This window comes from Mucilaginibacter sp. dw_454, assembly GCF_018449775.1.
Classification (GTDB): domain Bacteria; phylum Bacteroidota; class Bacteroidia; order Sphingobacteriales; family Sphingobacteriaceae; genus Mucilaginibacter.
This window is the reverse complement of sequence record NZ_JAAVVB010000006.1, coordinates 40,238-55,091: the sequence shown is the minus strand read 5'-3', so window position 1 is coordinate 55,091 and position 14,854 is coordinate 40,238. Positions and strand designations below refer to the sequence as shown.

Genomic DNA, 14,854 nt, shown 5'->3' with positions numbered 1-14,854 from the left:
AAATGATTATATTGCACAAAGATACCCTATCACTTATTCCGCAAAGACCACCTTTTGTGATGATAGACCATTTGGTGGGTTGCGATGAGGATGGTACGCAAACAACATTCCGGGTTGAGCAAGAAAACGTACTGGTTTTCCATAACAAATTAAGCGAAGCCGGGCTGGTTGAAAACATTGCACAAACGGCAGCGGCCGGGGCGGGATACATTGCGCTAAAAAGCAACGAGCCCGTGTTAACAGGATATATTGGTGCAATTAAAAATTTAGAGGTTTTTGCACTGCCAAAAACAGGCGATGTAATTGAAACTACGGTAACTATTATAAATAAAGTATTTGACGTAACGATAATTGCAGGAAGCGTTGAATGCGACGGAAAGCTGTTAGCAAAATGCGAAATGAAAATGTTTATTGAAAAATTGAAATAGAACTAAAAATCACACTAATGAAAACAATGAAGCCTATCACTAAATTAAAATTCCTTATCGTCGCGCTGGCGCTTTCTACAAGTGTGCAATCAACCTTTGCACAATCAAAAGCGGATATTTTCGATCCAAAAGTACCTATTACCTGGCTTGGGGTTGATTATTCGCAAACTAAATTTATAGGTGCTGCTACAAGCAAGGATGTTGCCATATCGAATGATGAGTTTAGAGACACTTATGTTTCATCATGGAATTATCTGTTCATTAATGAGCAAAAAAAATATGACGTTGCCAAAGCAACAAATCGCGAATCTGTAAAGTATGCTATTGATGTAACTATACAGGCGAACAAGCAGCTGCTTAAAAAAGACTTCTATTCAAACAATCCGAGCGATTTCAGCCTGTTAAAAGAAGCTGATATAGTTAATCTGGTAAAAAATTATGATTTCCAGAAAAATGAAGGGATTGGTTTGATATTCTTTGTAGAAGGAATGAGCAAAGGTATTAGCTCAATGGGCGTATGGGTAACTTTTGTTGATATGAAATCAAAAACAGTTCTGTTTACCAAATATATGGCACATCCTCCAGGCGGTTTTGGGTTTAGAAATTATTGGGCTAAACCATTATACGGTACCTTACAAAACATAGGGGCTGATTTCAAAAAATGGAGTAAAAACTAATCATCAGTGTCGTTATTAACCATTGGGTAAGATAAGTTGAAAAAAGACTTAGTAAATACAATTGAGCAGGATATACGCTTTAGTGACGTTGACTCATTGGGTATAGTATGGCACGGCAATTATGTGCAATACTTCGAAGATGGCCGCGAAGCTTTTGGCAAGCAACATGACCTGCGTTATCTTGATTTTTATAAGCACGGTTATGTGGTGCCAATTGTAAGTATACAATGCGATTATAAACAGATCTTGCGTTACGGCGATAGGGTAATTATTGAAACCACCTATAAACCTTGCGAGCCTGCTAAAATAAATTTCACCTATCGTTTATTAAATGCGGCGACAGGCAGCCTGGTAGTAACAGGCTCAACCACTCAGGTATTTTTAAGCAAAGACGGTTTTACGCTTCAGCTATCAAACCCTGATTTTTTTTTGGATTGGAAACTGAAACACGAAATAATTTAACAACCTAACCCATTCCATAAAATGAACAGAGAGCAAGTAGACGTTTTGGTAATTGGCGCGGGCCCGGCCGGAACCGTTGCGGCTTCGATTATTAATAAAGCCGGTTTCACGGTAAAGATTGTCGAAAAGCAAAAATTTCCGAGGTTTGTTATAGGCGAAAGCTTACTGCCCCGTTGTATGGAGGCCCTTGATGAAGCCGGTTTCATTGAAGCCGTGAAAGCAAAGGGGTTCCAGGAAAAATTCGGTGCCAAATTTGTAAAAAACGGAAAGATCTGCGACTACTTTTTTGCAGATCAGTTTACCGCAGGCTGGAACTGGACCTGGCAGGTACCGCGCGCCGAGTTTGACAAAACCCTTGCGGATACTGTCGAGGAAATGGGCGTGCCGGTTTGTTACGAAACCACGGTGACAGGCATTGAATTTAGTGGCACAGATTCAATAACTACTGTTCAGGATATCGACGGTAATAAAACAGAAATTGCAGCCCGGTTTATTGTTGATGGCAGCGGTTATGGCCGTGTCATTCCACGCTTATTCAACCTGGATAAACCATCGAACTTACCCCAACGTAAAGCGCTGTTTACACACACTGTTGATCTGAACCGGTCTATGGATGATGAGCCAAACCGCATTACCGTTGTTGTACATCAGCCTGGTGTTTGGATTTGGATAATCCCATTCTCAAGCGGTGTTACCTCTGTAGGTTTTGTGGGTAATCCTGATTTTTTCGCTCAATACAGCGGCACTAATGAAGAAATACTGCGTGAGCTGATTTCGACACAGCCTTATTTAGCCAAAAGACTTGAAGGCGTTGAGTTTGTGTTTGATCCGCAAATTTTGCAGTCATGGTCAACCACCACCAATCAATTTTATGGCGACGGTTTTGTATTAACCGGCAACGTAACAGAATTTCTAGACCCTATTTTCTCATCGGGAGTTACCCTGGCTACGGTATCAAGCCAAAATGCTGCGCATTTAGTGATACGAACCTTAAATGGCGAAACCGTAGATTGGGAAGAAGAATATTCTAAACAAATTTTTCAGGGAGTAAATACCTTCCGCTCATACGTAATGGCCTGGTATGAAGGCACGCTTGATACCATATTTTTTGCCGAGAAACAAAATCATGAGGTTAAGAAAAAAATCTGTTCTGTCTTGGCGGGATATGTTTGGGACAAGGAAAACTCATTTGTAAAAAATCATGAAGTTGCATTACAAAAATTAGCCCGCACTATTGAACTGGAGATTTTGGCAGATGAAGAATTGTAGATTTAATAGCGTTAATATATGGATAAATTAATAGCCGATCTGAAAGAGCAGATTGCAGCCCAGTTAAAAATAAAGAATATTGAACCAAGTGACATAGGTGATGACGAGCCATTGTTTGGAGATAATTTAGGTCTCGATTCTTTAGACGTATTAGAGCTAATCGTTTTATTGAAACAGAACTATAAACTTAAGGTATCTAATGCCGAAGACGGGCCAAAAGTATTTCAATCTGTAAGAACTATGGCCGAATTCATCACGGCGAATCAGACGCAAAACGTTTAAAATGAATACTGCTGTTTTTGTTGTCGGTATGGGCGCAATTTCAGGAATTGGCAACAACGTAGCCGAGTGTCTGGCCGCATTGACGAATGGCGGGATGGGAATAGACAAAATCAAACATCTTCCAACCAATCACAGCGAGTTATTACCTTCGGCAGAAGTAAAATTGAGCAACTACGACCTGTCAGTAATTTCAGGATTGTCGCCTTCAATAAGTCGTACAGCCATGCTAAGCATGATTGCAGCTCAGGAAGCATGGGATGACGCTGATATTAAGCATATACCGGGTTTACGTACAGGATTTGTTTCCGCCTCAACCGCAGGCGGAATAGATAAAACCGAAAATTTTGCGGTAGATTTTCTAACCGATACCCGTAAAGGAAAGCTTAGAGATGTAATTAACCACGACAGTGGTAGTATAACTAATATTGTTGCTGATAAATTGGGGATCAAACATCATATCAGTACGGTCAGCACCGCATGTTCATCATCGGCCAATGCCATCATTTATGGTGCAAGGCTAATCAAACACAATATCGTAGATGTAGTGGTTGCCGGGGGAACGGATAGCCTTAACAGATTTACGCTTAATGGGTTCAATACTTTAATGGTGCTTGACGAACAATTATGCAAGCCATTTGATGAGAACCGAAAAGGCCTCAACCTGGGCGAAGGAGCCGGCTATTTAGTATTAACATCAGCACGTGTTGTATCCTTATTAAAAAAGGCCCCTTATTGCGCGCTAAGCGGTTATTTTAATGCTAATGATGCTTATCATCAAACATCAACGTCGCCCAACGGCGATGGGCCGTACAGGGCAATGTCTGGCGCACTCGCGGCAGCTGGCTTACAGCCCGAAGACATTGATTACATAAACCTGCATGGAACGGGGACTCAAAACAACGATATTTCTGAAGGTGCCGCTATAGAACGGTTATTTCAGTCGCATTATCCTAAAATGAGTTCTACCAAATCATTTACCGGGCATACGCTGGGTGCCAGCGCCGGTATAGAGGCGGTATTTTCTACCTTGGCTATACAGCATGGCGTTGTTTTCTCTAATCTCCGGCTACAAAAGCCCATGACGGCATTTTCCTTTGCTCCTGAAACTGTATTGTCAAGATCTCCTGATATCAGGAACGTGTTGTCAAATTCTATTGGGTTTGGCGGCAACTGCTCATCCTTAGTGTTTTCAAAAGTATAAAAGATGAAAGCCTATATCAGTTCAGCAATAACTATATCGCCACAAAAAACATTTAAAAACCCATTGTTTTTAGATGAGGTTGAAGTTTATACGGATAACCGTTTAACATGTATTGAGCCTGATTATAGTGAGGCAATTGACCCAAGGTTGATACGCAGAATGAGCCGCATTATAAAAATGAGTGTGGCAAGTGCACTGGCCTGTTTAAAAGAAGCAGCTGTAGCTATTCCGGACGCCATAGTTACCGGCACCGCTTATGGATGCCTGGAAGATACCAGCGTTTTTTTAAGTAACATGATTGAGTACAGTGAAGAGCCGATAACACCTACCGCCTTTGTACAATCAACACATAATACTATTGGTGCGCAAGTTGCCTTATTAATCAAATGCCGCCAGTATAATAATACATTTGTTAGCGGAGGCGCATCATTTGAAAACGCACTACTGGATGCCATGATGCTATTGGCAGAAAATGACAACTCCAATGTATTGGTAGGCGGAATGGATGAAATAACCGATATGAGCCATATTGTATTAAGCAGAATGGGTTTATATAAACGCAAACCGGCATCCAACCTTGACTTATTTAAAACAGCCTCGAAAGGGACCATAAATGGCGAAGGCGCCGCGTTTTTTCTATTAGCAAACAAGCCATCAAGCCGCGATCTGGCTTGTGTTGATGCGGTAACTACCTTTTACAAACCAACGGATATAACAGAAACAGCCAATTACATCAAAACCTTTTTAACAACGCGGGCCATCAATTGCAGCGATATAGATCTGTTGATAACCGGCAATAACGGCGACACAAAAAACGATGAAATTTACGCGCAAATACAGACTTCTGTATTGGCAGATATACCATCTGTCAATTACAAACATTTGTGCGGCGAGTATCCAACTTCTACCGCTTTTGCCGTGTGGTTAGGTTCAAATATTATAAAGAACAATGCCATCCCCGATGCATTAAATTTCAAGCCGATATCAAAAAGTAAGATCAACAAAGTCCTCATTTATAATCATTATCAAAATACTTATCATTCCTTAATTTTGCTTTCATCATGCTAAATTTCAGGAGGTTAAATATACTTTTTATCAGTTTGTTGTTGATAAGCATAGCTGCCCAACTAAAGTATGCTACGCCCTACTATATTTATATTATTTTACTGATTGCATATTCGTTGTTCTTGTTTTACGGATGCTATTATATAGGCTCAAACTTCTTTATCAGGGTGATATGTTCGGCACAAACCAACAGCAAGGTAGTTGCATTGAGTTTTGACGATGGCCCTGACGCTAAAAATACGCCCCAGATCTTACAAACGTTAAAAGACAATCATATACAAGCTGCTTTTTTTTGTATAGGCCGCCGCATAGCGCAAAATGAAGCCCTGTTAAAGCAGATTGATGACGAAGGGCATTTAATTGGTAATCATACCTTTTCTCACCATTTTTGGTTTGATATGTTCTCCGCAAAAAAAATGATGGATGATATGCAACTGATGGATGCGGCAATGCATAATGTAATTGGTAAAAACCCCAGGTTGTTCAGGCCCCCTTACGGCGTTACTAACCCCAATCTTAAAAAAGCAATTATCAATGGTAATTACATACCTGTAGGCTGGAGCGTTCGCTCGATGGATACCGTGATAAAAGATGAAAGCAAACTATTAAATAAACTTAAAAGGAAAATAAAGCCGGGCGCTATTTTTTTATTGCATGATACCAGCAATGCCACAGTGTCCATGCTGCCTGTACTGATAAAATATATTCAATCAAACGGATATGAAATAATAAGGCTGGATAAAATGTTAAATTTGCAACCGTATGCGTAAAATACTTTTGTTAATCTTTATTTTGATCTCGGGGTTTACTGTCAAAGCGCAGCTTGCCGGATATACCCCTGTTACCAATCTTGCCGAATTCAAAAAGCAGTTTGTAGTAATTGCCAACAAAACAGAATCCATAAAATGTGATTTTGTACAGGAAAAAAACTTGAGCATGCTCTCAGAAAAAATTGTATCGAAAGGAAAGTTCTGGTTCAAAAAAGATAATCTGCTCAGGATGGAGTATAACAAGCCATTTGAATATCTGATGATACTGAACAAAGACAACATGTATATAAAGGATGGTGCGAAGGAAAATAAAGTATCTACCAGATCTAACAAATTATTTCAGCAGATCAATAAAATAACCGTTGATTGTATGCAGGGAATGGTTTTTAATAACCCTGATTTTGTAGTAAAAGCGTACGAGAACAAAGCAAATTATGCCATTGAATTATCGCCGGCAGGCAAAGGCCTTAAAGAGTTTATAAAAACCATCAATGTAATTGTTAGTAAAAGCGATTACGCGGTAACTACAATTGAAATGGATGAAAACTCTGGTGATAATACCACACTCCATTTTACAAACAGAGAAGTAAATGCGGCTATTCCGGATGCGTTATTTGCTATTAGGTAGTTGCCTTTTTATATTGGGAAGCTGTTCTTCCGTTTATAAAAACTTAAAGCCTGCCACAGGCGATATCAACTACATTGAAAAATTCAAGCCAAATTTCACCTTGGCGCTTTATAAAGCCGAAATTGAGGTAACAAGTCATCATTTAAGTGGCTTATTGTTTATAAAGACATTGCCCGATAGCAGCGTCAGGATAGTATTCGCGAATGAAATGGGCCCCAAGCTTTTCGATTTTGAATTTAAACCTACCGGCGAGTTTAAAGTATATTACATTGTTAAGCAAATGGATAAAGGGCCGGTAATAAAGACTTTAAAAAAAGATTTTGAGCTGATATTGCTCCGCGGACGAAATGCAAAAACGGCTTATTTGCTTAGAGATGATAAGAGCCTGTATTATGTTTTCCCAAAGACCAAAGGAACCTACTGCTATATTACCGACTTAGCCGGCACCCAACTAACAACGATGCAAATATCATCCCCTTATAAACCGGTTGTGCAGGCTATCATGAAAAATTACACAAACGGTATTCCGGATACCATAGGCATCACCCACAAAAATTTTAACTTTACTATCGCTTTAAAAAGACTGGAAAGATAATGTTGAAGGACGGTTTTTTTTTGTTTACCCATTCACAAACAGAAGGGGATATTGTAAAATACGATATCAAACTTAACGCGGAGCATTCAATATTTGAAGGGCATTTTCCTGCCCAGCCTATTTTACCCGGCGTTTGCATGATGCAAATGGTGAAAGAGGTAGTAGAGACGCATATTAACAAGCCAACGCAACTGCTGAAGGCTAATGACCTTAAATTTTTAGCTTTTATTCGTCCTGATCAGGATAAATTGATCCAGATGGATCTGGAGATTAAAATGGAGGAGGAAAAGATCATCGTAAAAGCATCGTTACTTGACGAAGCCACCACTTTTTTCAAGTTCAAAGGAATCTTTGTACAGGAGCTTTAGATTGAAACAAAAAATTATTAAGCCGGGCGATTATCTTCAGGAGATAGGGTATCATTCATCAGCGGTTTAACAAGCTAAAAATACAATTATTGTATTGTCTGATTCTAAATAAGCTGTTATATTAGCGTCAACCCAACCCCTAATATATGCAGCACAACGTCCGATCCATTCGTCCATTTATTGGCGCCAAAGATTTTAAGGTGTCCAAAAGTTTTTATCGCGATCTGGGCTTCGAGGAGCGAATTATTAGTGCCGATATGTCGGGTTTCAGAATTGGAGAGCATACCTTTTACCTTCAAAATGCTGACATCAAAGATCGGACTGATAACACCACTGTTTTTCTGGAAGTAGGCGACGTAAATCACTATTGGAATGAGCTGAAAGCATTAAACCTGCCAGATAAATATCCCGATGTAAAGTTAACGCCTATTAGAATTTATGACTGGGGAAAAGAGTGTTTTTTGCACGATCCATCAGGCGTACTTTGGCATTTTGGCGAGTTTAACTGATCATGTTGCCAAAAACGGTAAATATATAACCCTTAAAATATCACAACTTTACCGTCGTTTAACCTTTTATGACGATGACCAGAAAAATACTTACAGGTTTATTACTCACCTTGCTTTTCTACGTACAGGCATCGGCACAAAAAGCTCCGCTGCCTTTCGGCAACTATATATCGGCCCGTGGCGGCCTGGCTAACACGCAGTACGCCATCAATACACAAAAAGAGTTAACGGTAGCTTTCCTGGGTGGCTCAATCACTTATAACCCCGGATGGCGGCAAATAGTGTGCGGTTACCTTACAGACCGGTTCCCAAAAACCAAATTTAAATTCATTGCCGCAGGCATACCGTCTTTAGGCAGCTTGCCTCATGCATTCCGTTTTCAGCGTGATGTGTTGGACTCGGGAAAAGTCGACTTGTTATTTCTTGAAGCCGCAGTGAACGACCAGGTAAATGGCACCGACAGCCTTACACAGGTAAAATCGCTGGAAGGTATTGTAAGGCATGCTTTAAAAAGCAATCCTTACATGGATATCATCATGATGTCTTTTGCAGATCAGGATAAAACCAATATTTATAAAAAGGGGAATGTGCCTACATCAGTAGCTAATCATGAGCTGGTGGCCGGGCATTATAACTTACCATCTATCAATTTAGCTAAAGCTGTTGCCGATAAATTGGCCAACCATGAATTTAGCTGGGAAAAAGATTTTAAGGATCTGCACCCTGCACCATTTGGGCAGCGGCTATATTTTGAGGCGATGAAAACGTTGCTGGCAGATCAATTAAATGCTGATAAGCAAACAAGCAAACCTGTTAAGCACGACCTCTCAAAAATCAAAATGCTTAATACAAGCAGTTTTACCAACGGCACTTACCTGGATATAACCAATGCACAACCTGATACCAACTGGACCCTCGATAAAAGCTGGACACCATCAGACAAATTGGATACCCGCCCGGGCTTTGTAAAAGTGCCTATGCTGGTAACAACCAAACCCGGCTCATCGCTTACTTTAAAGTTTAATGGAAATGCTGTAGGTATGGCCCTAATTTCCGGAGCAGATGCCGGTATAGTTGATTACGCAATTGATGGAGGTGTGGTTAAACACATTGACCTGTTTACACAATGGAGTACCTTTATCCACTTACCATGGTACATTTTATTTGACAGCGGTTTAACCCGTGGGCCGCACACTTTAAAGCTTACGGTAAGCAGTCAAAAAAATCCGGTTAGCATTGGCACCGCCTGCCGCATTGTACATTTCCTGGTAAACAAATAACAGGTACACACAACCTTAGCGTTGCAGTTTTATTTAATGGGCTGATATTTGGTTCGTTAAATTTATGTTATATTCGTTTTAAAATAAATATTTGTGAGCAACATTCATTTACTTGGGGACGAAGAACTGGTTGTGCTTTTAAAAGCCGGTAATGAACCCGCGTTCACAGAAATTTATAACCGTTATTGGGATAAGCTCTACGTACAAGCCCACCGCCTACTTAAAGATACTGATGCAGCCGAAGAAATTGTTCAGGATGTTTTTTTAATGATCTGGAAAAAACGTGCCGAACTGAATATCCAGGCACTTAAAAGCTACATGGGGGCCATGACCCGGTACGCCGTATATCGCTTTATATCTAAAGATAAAAGAACCAAACAGCACGAAAATATCATCGGTATGATCACTGCGGAAGCAGCCGCCGAAACAGATATCGACAATAAATTACTTTTAGAGATCGTCACCCAGTTATCTAACAAACTTCCTGAAAAATGCCGGCTGGTATTTCAATACAACAAACTACAGGATCAATCTCTGGCTGACGTAGCCGAGCAACTCAACATCTCCCAAAAAACTGCCGAGGGCCACTTAACCAAAGCATTACGTGTAATACGTACCAATTTGGGCAATGCAGTTAGCATTTTTCTTTTTTAAATAGCTACACCTCCCCTTAATTCGGCACATTCTGCAGCTAACTCCATTTTATTTTAAAAAAAATCATTTTGCACCGAGGGTATTTGGCGCCTGGCATACTCTATAGTATTAAATAGGGTTAGAAAAGTCTGCAATGAGTACAAATGAATTAAAAAGGCTGGCGCAAAAATATTTTGCCGGAACAGCATCTGATGAAGAGAAACAAATGCTTCACCAGTGGTATGATGAAACTAACGACGGTTGGATTGAAACGGTTAACACCGCGGCGCCCGAGTCTGAAGACGAGGTTAAGCAACGCATTTTCCGCGACCTGCAAAAACGCATTATGGCCGAGAAGAGCGAACAGGCCGTTCCTGCCACCAATAAGGGCAAAGTAAGACGTCTGATCATACAAATTGCTTCGGCAGCCGCAGTGTTGTTGGCCGTTTTCTTAATTTTCCGCCCGACTGATGAAAAAGCACTCCTTACACAAAAGCATATAGTAAGTGCCCCTATTAACAAGGTTATCAGCATTACGCTACCCGATGGCACCAAAGTATGGCTAAATACCGGATCGGTATTTAAGTATCCAAAAACATTTGGTGCAAAAGTGCGCGAAGTTGAGTTGCTGGAAGGCCGTGCTTTCTTTGATGTAAAGCACATGAATCACAAACCATTTATTGTAAGAACCAAGAGTGTAAATGTTACTGTTTTAGGTACTTCGTTTGATGTACGCGCTTACCAGCGCGAAGGCACTACCAAAGTAAGCGTAGTTACGGGTAAAGTTGGTATTACGATACCTAGCCAACCCACTAAGCCTGCTATATTCCTGGCCTCGCGCGAAGAGATAATTGTTAACCCCACAACTAAGTTTGTAATGAAAGAACCTGTGCGCGAAGCCGTGGTAAACCTATGGTGCAAAGATGTTTTGGTATTTGACCAAGAAAATCTGAATAACGTATTCAAGGCTATTGAGAAAAAATACAACACCAAAATTACGGTAGAGAATAAAGAATTATTAGACGAACGTATATCCATTAAGTTAGGCAATCAACGCCTTGACACTATTATGGAGATATTAAGCTTTACAAAACACTTTAATTATAAAATGGCCAATGACAGTACAGTAGTAGTAAAATAGCCCCTTCTTATTCGTAGTAGCTACGAAAAGAAAAAACCGGGAACATAAAATGTCCCCGGAGTAAGTTTTAGCCGGCTGGATACATGCTTGAGACCCATAAACAGCAACGGCTCAGTTTAATAATGAATTTAAACCAATACAAATATGAAGAATTTTTACGGCAAATTATTGCCCATAGTTCGAAAATGCATGCGCATTACTACAATTATAATTGGAATCCAGGTTTGTTGCACCATGTTATTGGCGGCAAAGGGTACCCGCGCCCAGGAAATGAGCCTAAATGCAGACAAAGAAAGTGTTAAACAAATATTTAAACGCATTGAACAACAGGCCAGTGTAACCTTTGTTTACGACGCGCAAATATTAAATAACCTGCCATCATTAACGTTGCATGTTAAGAAACAGCAACTGGCAACCGTACTTGCGCAATTGCAGCAGCAAACCCAGCTACAATTTAAAATGGTGGGTAATTTTATAGGTGTTGCGCAAACGCAAACCAGCATGCCGGTACTAAGTATGCCTAAAACAAGCGCTAACGCAACAGCCGACCCTATCACTATATCGGGTTCAGTAAGAGACGCAGGCGGCCAACCGCTTATCGGCGTAGCTGTCACTATTAAGGGTACTACAACCGGTACGCAAACCAATGTTAACGGGCAATTTTCTATTAACGCCAGTGTTGGCGATGTGCTATCATTTAGCTATATCGGTTATCTTTCAAAAGATGTTACCATTACAACACCAGCTTCATTAACTGTTTTACTGGACGAAGATTCAAAACAATTAAGCGAAGTGGTAGTAACCGCCTTGGGCATTAAAAAAGAACGCAAGGTTTTAGGTTATTCTGTCACCGAAATTAAAGGCGCAGAATTAACTCAGGCTCGCGAGCCAAACGTAATGAACTCCTTAGAAGGTAAAGTTGCTGGCTTAAACGTTACGCCTACCGCCGGTGGCCCGGGCTCATCATCGAACGTTATTATTCGTGGTGTATCCAGCTTAACTCAAACCTCACAGCCACTATACGTAATTAATGGCGTGCCCATGGAAAATAAGCCGAACGCTGCTCCTGGTCAACAGTACGACAACCAGTCTGACATGGGTGATGCTATTGGCAATATAAACCCCGACGATATTGAAACCATATCTGTTTTAAAAGGCGCGGCTGCTTCCGCATTGTATGGCTATCGCGGTAAAGCAGGTGTTATTTTGATCACTACAAAAAGCGGTAAAGGTAATGGCATTGAGTTTAACTCAAACTTTGTGGCCGAAACAGCTATAAACTCTACCCATTGGCAAGACGTTTATGGGCAAGGTGCAAATGGTGTAAAATCAGCAGATCAATTAAGTGCTTTTCAATCTGGCCAATCAAGCTGGGGTGCCAAGCTAGATGGTTCAAGCGTAATACAGTTTGATGGTGTTGCACGTCCTTACGTCGCTCAAAAAAACAATATCGCTAACTTTTACCGCACAGGCCAAACCGCTACCAATACTGTTGCTTTAAACAGAAGCTTTGACGGCGGGTCGGTACGTTTTTCAGCAAGCGATCTGGCTAACCAGGCCATCACTCCAAATTCAGGCTTAGGCAGGCAAACATTCAACCTTGCGGCCAACTATAACGTTACCAAACACTTAACGGTTGACGTTAGAAATAACTATATTTTAGAACAAGCACATAACAGGCCGTTTTTAAATGATGGGCCGGGCAACTCCAACTTCAACGTAGCTTTATTACCAACCAGCGTTGACGTTAATGTTTTAAAGAAAGCCACCAATGCCGATGGCAGCGAATATGGCTATTCAGGCAACACTTTTGCTACCAACCCCTGGTTTGCAGCCGAGAAATTTATCAACAATACTAAACGCGAACGCCTGATATCATCTGCTACGCTACGTTATAGTTTTGATGATGGTTACTTTATCCAGGCACGTGCTGCCAGAGATGCTTATAATGACCGCTTTACCGCGGTTGTACCTACCGGGACCGCCTATCGCCCATTAGGTTCATTATCAGAAAGCACCAGCAATTTCTCTGATTTGAATACCGACGTTTTATTGGGTAAGACATTCAAAATAAACGATTTTTCAATCATCCCTAATATTGGCGGTAGCTATCGTCGTACCAAAACAGAGTTATTTACTACCTCTGGTAATAACTTCCTTGTACCAAATGTATACGTTATTACTAACATCGCGCAGCTAAATCCATTGGTTTATACACCAATCGACCAGGAAGTTCAATCTTTGTACGGCACCCTGGAAGTTGATTATAAAAATTACCTTTACTTAACCGGCTCGGTTCGTAACGACTGGTATTCTACCCTGGCCACCCCGGGAGTGAATAATCCGTTAAACAAACTATATCCATCAGTAAACGGTTCATTTGTATTCTCTGAATTTGTACAAAACGATTGGTTGAGCTTTGGTAAAATTCGCGCCGGCTTTGCACAGGTTGGCCAGGCAGCAGACCCTAATTCAACCCAATTGGCTTATAACTTTAATGGTGCAGTAAATGGTAGCCCGTTGGGTGTTATAGCCAACGGTTCTGTTCCAAACAGCAGCCTGGTAGCATCATTAGCAACAGAACTTGAAATTGGTACAGAAATGCGCTTTTTCCGTGATCGCTTAAGTGTTGATTTTACCTGGTATAATAAGAATTCAAAAGACGAGATCCTTAACGCACCGGCTTCTATTACCTCTGGTTACGCAGGTGCCGTACTTAACATCGGTAAATTACAAAATCGCGGTATTGAAGGTTTAGTAACAGCTATACCTGTCAAATTTAGTGACTTCCAATGGACGACTTCATTCAACGGATCTATCAATGACAACAAGGTAATATCTTTAGCAGCCGGACAAACTACATTACCTATTGGTACTTCGCGTACAGGCAATGGTTTTACCCAGGATATTGTTGGTTTACCTGCCGACCAGATCATGGCACTTGACTACAAACGTGATGCCAATGGCCACATTTTAAAAGCTGATGGTACCCCCGTAACAAGTATCTCAGATGTTCCCGGCCAGGGCGCATTAAAGCCTTATGGCTCGGCTTACGCTAAATGGATAGCCGGTTGGAATAACCAGTTTAACTATAAAAGGTTTAACCTGTCATTCATGATTGACGGAAAATTTGGCGGAAAAATATTCTCTGCAACCGATTATTATGGATACTTCTACGGTTTGCATAAAGCAACTTTGGTTAATAGAGATGCCTTAGGTACTGCAGCTGCTGCTTACTACCAGTCTGTAGCTACTAACGTTTCCAGTCTGTTTGTTCAGGACGCAACCTTTATCAAATTCCGCCAGGCCACGTTGGGTTACAATTTCCCGGTAAATCTGGCAAACGGAGCAATCAAGAATCTGACGCTAAGCGTTGTAGCGCGTAACTTGTTCTATTTGATGAAAAGGACTGACAACATAGACCCTGAATCTGATTACACCAGCAGTGCCGAGGGTTTAGAGTTAGGTGGCGTTCCGGCTACCCGTACTTACGGTTTAAACCTGAGTGTTAAATTCTAATTATTAACTACTACTAATCTTTATTAA

Annotated in this window: 16 protein-coding genes; all 16 read left to right on the top strand. The window is 40.8% G+C overall.

Annotation, left to right across the window (positions count from 1 at the left end; genetic code table 11):
• The first annotated feature begins 2 nt into the window (after positions 1-2).
• Positions 3-428: a 3-hydroxyacyl-ACP dehydratase gene (locus tag HB679_RS16925; RefSeq protein ID WP_218625326.1), complete on the top strand. Its 426-nt coding sequence runs from the start codon at positions 3-5 to the stop codon at positions 426-428.
• A gap of 17 nt (positions 429-445) precedes the next feature.
• On the top strand, positions 446-1,105 hold the full coding sequence (locus HB679_RS16920) for a hypothetical protein (protein WP_214073201.1): 660 nt from the start codon (positions 446-448) through the stop codon (positions 1,103-1,105).
• A 36-nt stretch (positions 1,106-1,141) separates the two neighbouring features.
• Positions 1,142-1,567, top strand: a complete 426-nt coding sequence (locus HB679_RS16915) for a thioesterase family protein (RefSeq protein WP_214073200.1) — start codon at positions 1,142-1,144, stop codon at positions 1,565-1,567.
• Between the two features lie 21 nt (positions 1,568-1,588).
• Positions 1,589-2,836: an NAD(P)/FAD-dependent oxidoreductase gene (locus HB679_RS16910; RefSeq protein WP_214073199.1), complete on the top strand. Its 1,248-nt coding sequence runs from the start codon at positions 1,589-1,591 to the stop codon at positions 2,834-2,836.
• Positions 2,837-2,854: 18 nt separating this feature from the next.
• Positions 2,855-3,118 (top strand): phosphopantetheine-binding protein, encoded by a 264-nt coding sequence (locus HB679_RS16905; protein WP_214073198.1) that lies wholly within the window; start codon positions 2,855-2,857, stop codon positions 3,116-3,118.
• Position 3,119: 1 nt separating this feature from the next.
• Positions 3,120-4,319, top strand: coding sequence for a beta-ketoacyl-[acyl-carrier-protein] synthase family protein (locus HB679_RS16900; protein ID WP_214073197.1), 1,200 nt, complete (start codon positions 3,120-3,122; stop codon positions 4,317-4,319).
• A 3-nt stretch (positions 4,320-4,322) separates the two neighbouring features.
• Entirely contained in the window at positions 4,323-5,387 is a 1,065-nt protein-coding gene (locus HB679_RS16895) for a beta-ketoacyl synthase chain length factor (RefSeq protein ID WP_214073196.1), read from the top strand.
• The gene (locus tag HB679_RS16890) at positions 5,381-6,154 is read left to right on the top strand and encodes a polysaccharide deacetylase family protein (RefSeq protein WP_214073195.1); all 774 of its coding nucleotides are present in this window, start codon (positions 5,381-5,383) and stop codon (positions 6,152-6,154) included. The genes HB679_RS16895 and HB679_RS16890 overlap by 7 nt, the downstream gene beginning before the upstream one ends.
• Positions 6,147-6,782: an outer membrane lipoprotein carrier protein LolA gene (locus tag HB679_RS16885; protein ID WP_214073194.1), complete on the top strand. Its 636-nt coding sequence runs from the start codon at positions 6,147-6,149 to the stop codon at positions 6,780-6,782. The genes HB679_RS16890 and HB679_RS16885 overlap by 8 nt, the downstream gene beginning before the upstream one ends.
• On the top strand, positions 6,745-7,377 hold the full coding sequence (locus tag HB679_RS16880; protein WP_214073193.1) for a hypothetical protein: 633 nt from the start codon (positions 6,745-6,747) through the stop codon (positions 7,375-7,377). Before HB679_RS16885 ends, HB679_RS16880 begins: the two co-directional genes overlap by 38 nt.
• On the top strand, positions 7,377-7,745 hold the full coding sequence (locus tag HB679_RS16875; protein WP_214073192.1) for a hypothetical protein: 369 nt from the start codon (positions 7,377-7,379) through the stop codon (positions 7,743-7,745). The genes HB679_RS16880 and HB679_RS16875 overlap by 1 nt, the downstream gene beginning before the upstream one ends.
• A 146-nt stretch (positions 7,746-7,891) precedes the next feature.
• Positions 7,892-8,254, top strand: a complete 363-nt coding sequence (locus tag HB679_RS16870) for a glyoxalase (RefSeq protein WP_214073191.1) — start codon at positions 7,892-7,894, stop codon at positions 8,252-8,254.
• 74 nt (positions 8,255-8,328) lie between these two features.
• The gene (locus HB679_RS16865) at positions 8,329-9,534 is read left to right on the top strand and encodes an SGNH/GDSL hydrolase family protein (RefSeq protein ID WP_214073190.1); all 1,206 of its coding nucleotides are present in this window, start codon (positions 8,329-8,331) and stop codon (positions 9,532-9,534) included.
• A 93-nt stretch (positions 9,535-9,627) separates the two neighbouring features.
• Positions 9,628-10,188, top strand: coding sequence for a sigma-70 family RNA polymerase sigma factor (locus HB679_RS16860; protein ID WP_214073189.1), 561 nt, complete (start codon positions 9,628-9,630; stop codon positions 10,186-10,188).
• A gap of 133 nt (positions 10,189-10,321) precedes the next feature.
• Positions 10,322-11,308 carry a FecR family protein gene (locus HB679_RS16855; RefSeq protein ID WP_214073188.1) on the top strand — a complete coding sequence of 329 codons (987 nt, stop codon included), beginning with the start codon at positions 10,322-10,324 and terminating at the stop codon, positions 11,306-11,308.
• A gap of 144 nt (positions 11,309-11,452) precedes the next feature.
• Positions 11,453-14,827, top strand: a complete 3,375-nt coding sequence (locus HB679_RS16850; RefSeq protein WP_214073187.1) for a SusC/RagA family TonB-linked outer membrane protein — start codon at positions 11,453-11,455, stop codon at positions 14,825-14,827.
• Positions 14,828-14,854: the final 27 nt, after the last annotated feature.

Coding starts and splice junctions, on each gene's coding strand:
- HB679_RS16905 (WP_214073198.1), top strand. CDS start 2,855: ATGGATAAATTAATAGCCGATCTGAAAGAGCAGATTGCAGCCCAGTTA.
- HB679_RS16925 (WP_218625326.1), top strand. CDS start 3: ATGATTATATTGCACAAAGATACCCTATCACTTATTCCGCAAAGACCA.
- HB679_RS16855 (WP_214073188.1), top strand. CDS start 10,322: ATGAGTACAAATGAATTAAAAAGGCTGGCGCAAAAATATTTTGCCGGA.
- HB679_RS16885 (WP_214073194.1), top strand. CDS start 6,147: ATGCGTAAAATACTTTTGTTAATCTTTATTTTGATCTCGGGGTTTACT.
- HB679_RS16850 (WP_214073187.1), top strand. CDS start 11,453: ATGAAGAATTTTTACGGCAAATTATTGCCCATAGTTCGAAAATGCATG.
- HB679_RS16895 (WP_214073196.1), top strand. CDS start 4,323: ATGAAAGCCTATATCAGTTCAGCAATAACTATATCGCCACAAAAAACA.
- HB679_RS16890 (WP_214073195.1), top strand. CDS start 5,381: ATGCTAAATTTCAGGAGGTTAAATATACTTTTTATCAGTTTGTTGTTG.
- HB679_RS16875 (WP_214073192.1), top strand. CDS start 7,377: ATGTTGAAGGACGGTTTTTTTTTGTTTACCCATTCACAAACAGAAGGG.
- HB679_RS16865 (WP_214073190.1), top strand. CDS start 8,329: ATGACCAGAAAAATACTTACAGGTTTATTACTCACCTTGCTTTTCTAC.
- HB679_RS16880 (WP_214073193.1), top strand. CDS start 6,745: ATGCGGCTATTCCGGATGCGTTATTTGCTATTAGGTAGTTGCCTTTTT.
- HB679_RS16870 (WP_214073191.1), top strand. CDS start 7,892: ATGCAGCACAACGTCCGATCCATTCGTCCATTTATTGGCGCCAAAGAT.
- HB679_RS16920 (WP_214073201.1), top strand. CDS start 446: ATGAAAACAATGAAGCCTATCACTAAATTAAAATTCCTTATCGTCGCG.
- HB679_RS16910 (WP_214073199.1), top strand. CDS start 1,589: ATGAACAGAGAGCAAGTAGACGTTTTGGTAATTGGCGCGGGCCCGGCC.
- HB679_RS16900 (WP_214073197.1), top strand. CDS start 3,120: ATGAATACTGCTGTTTTTGTTGTCGGTATGGGCGCAATTTCAGGAATT.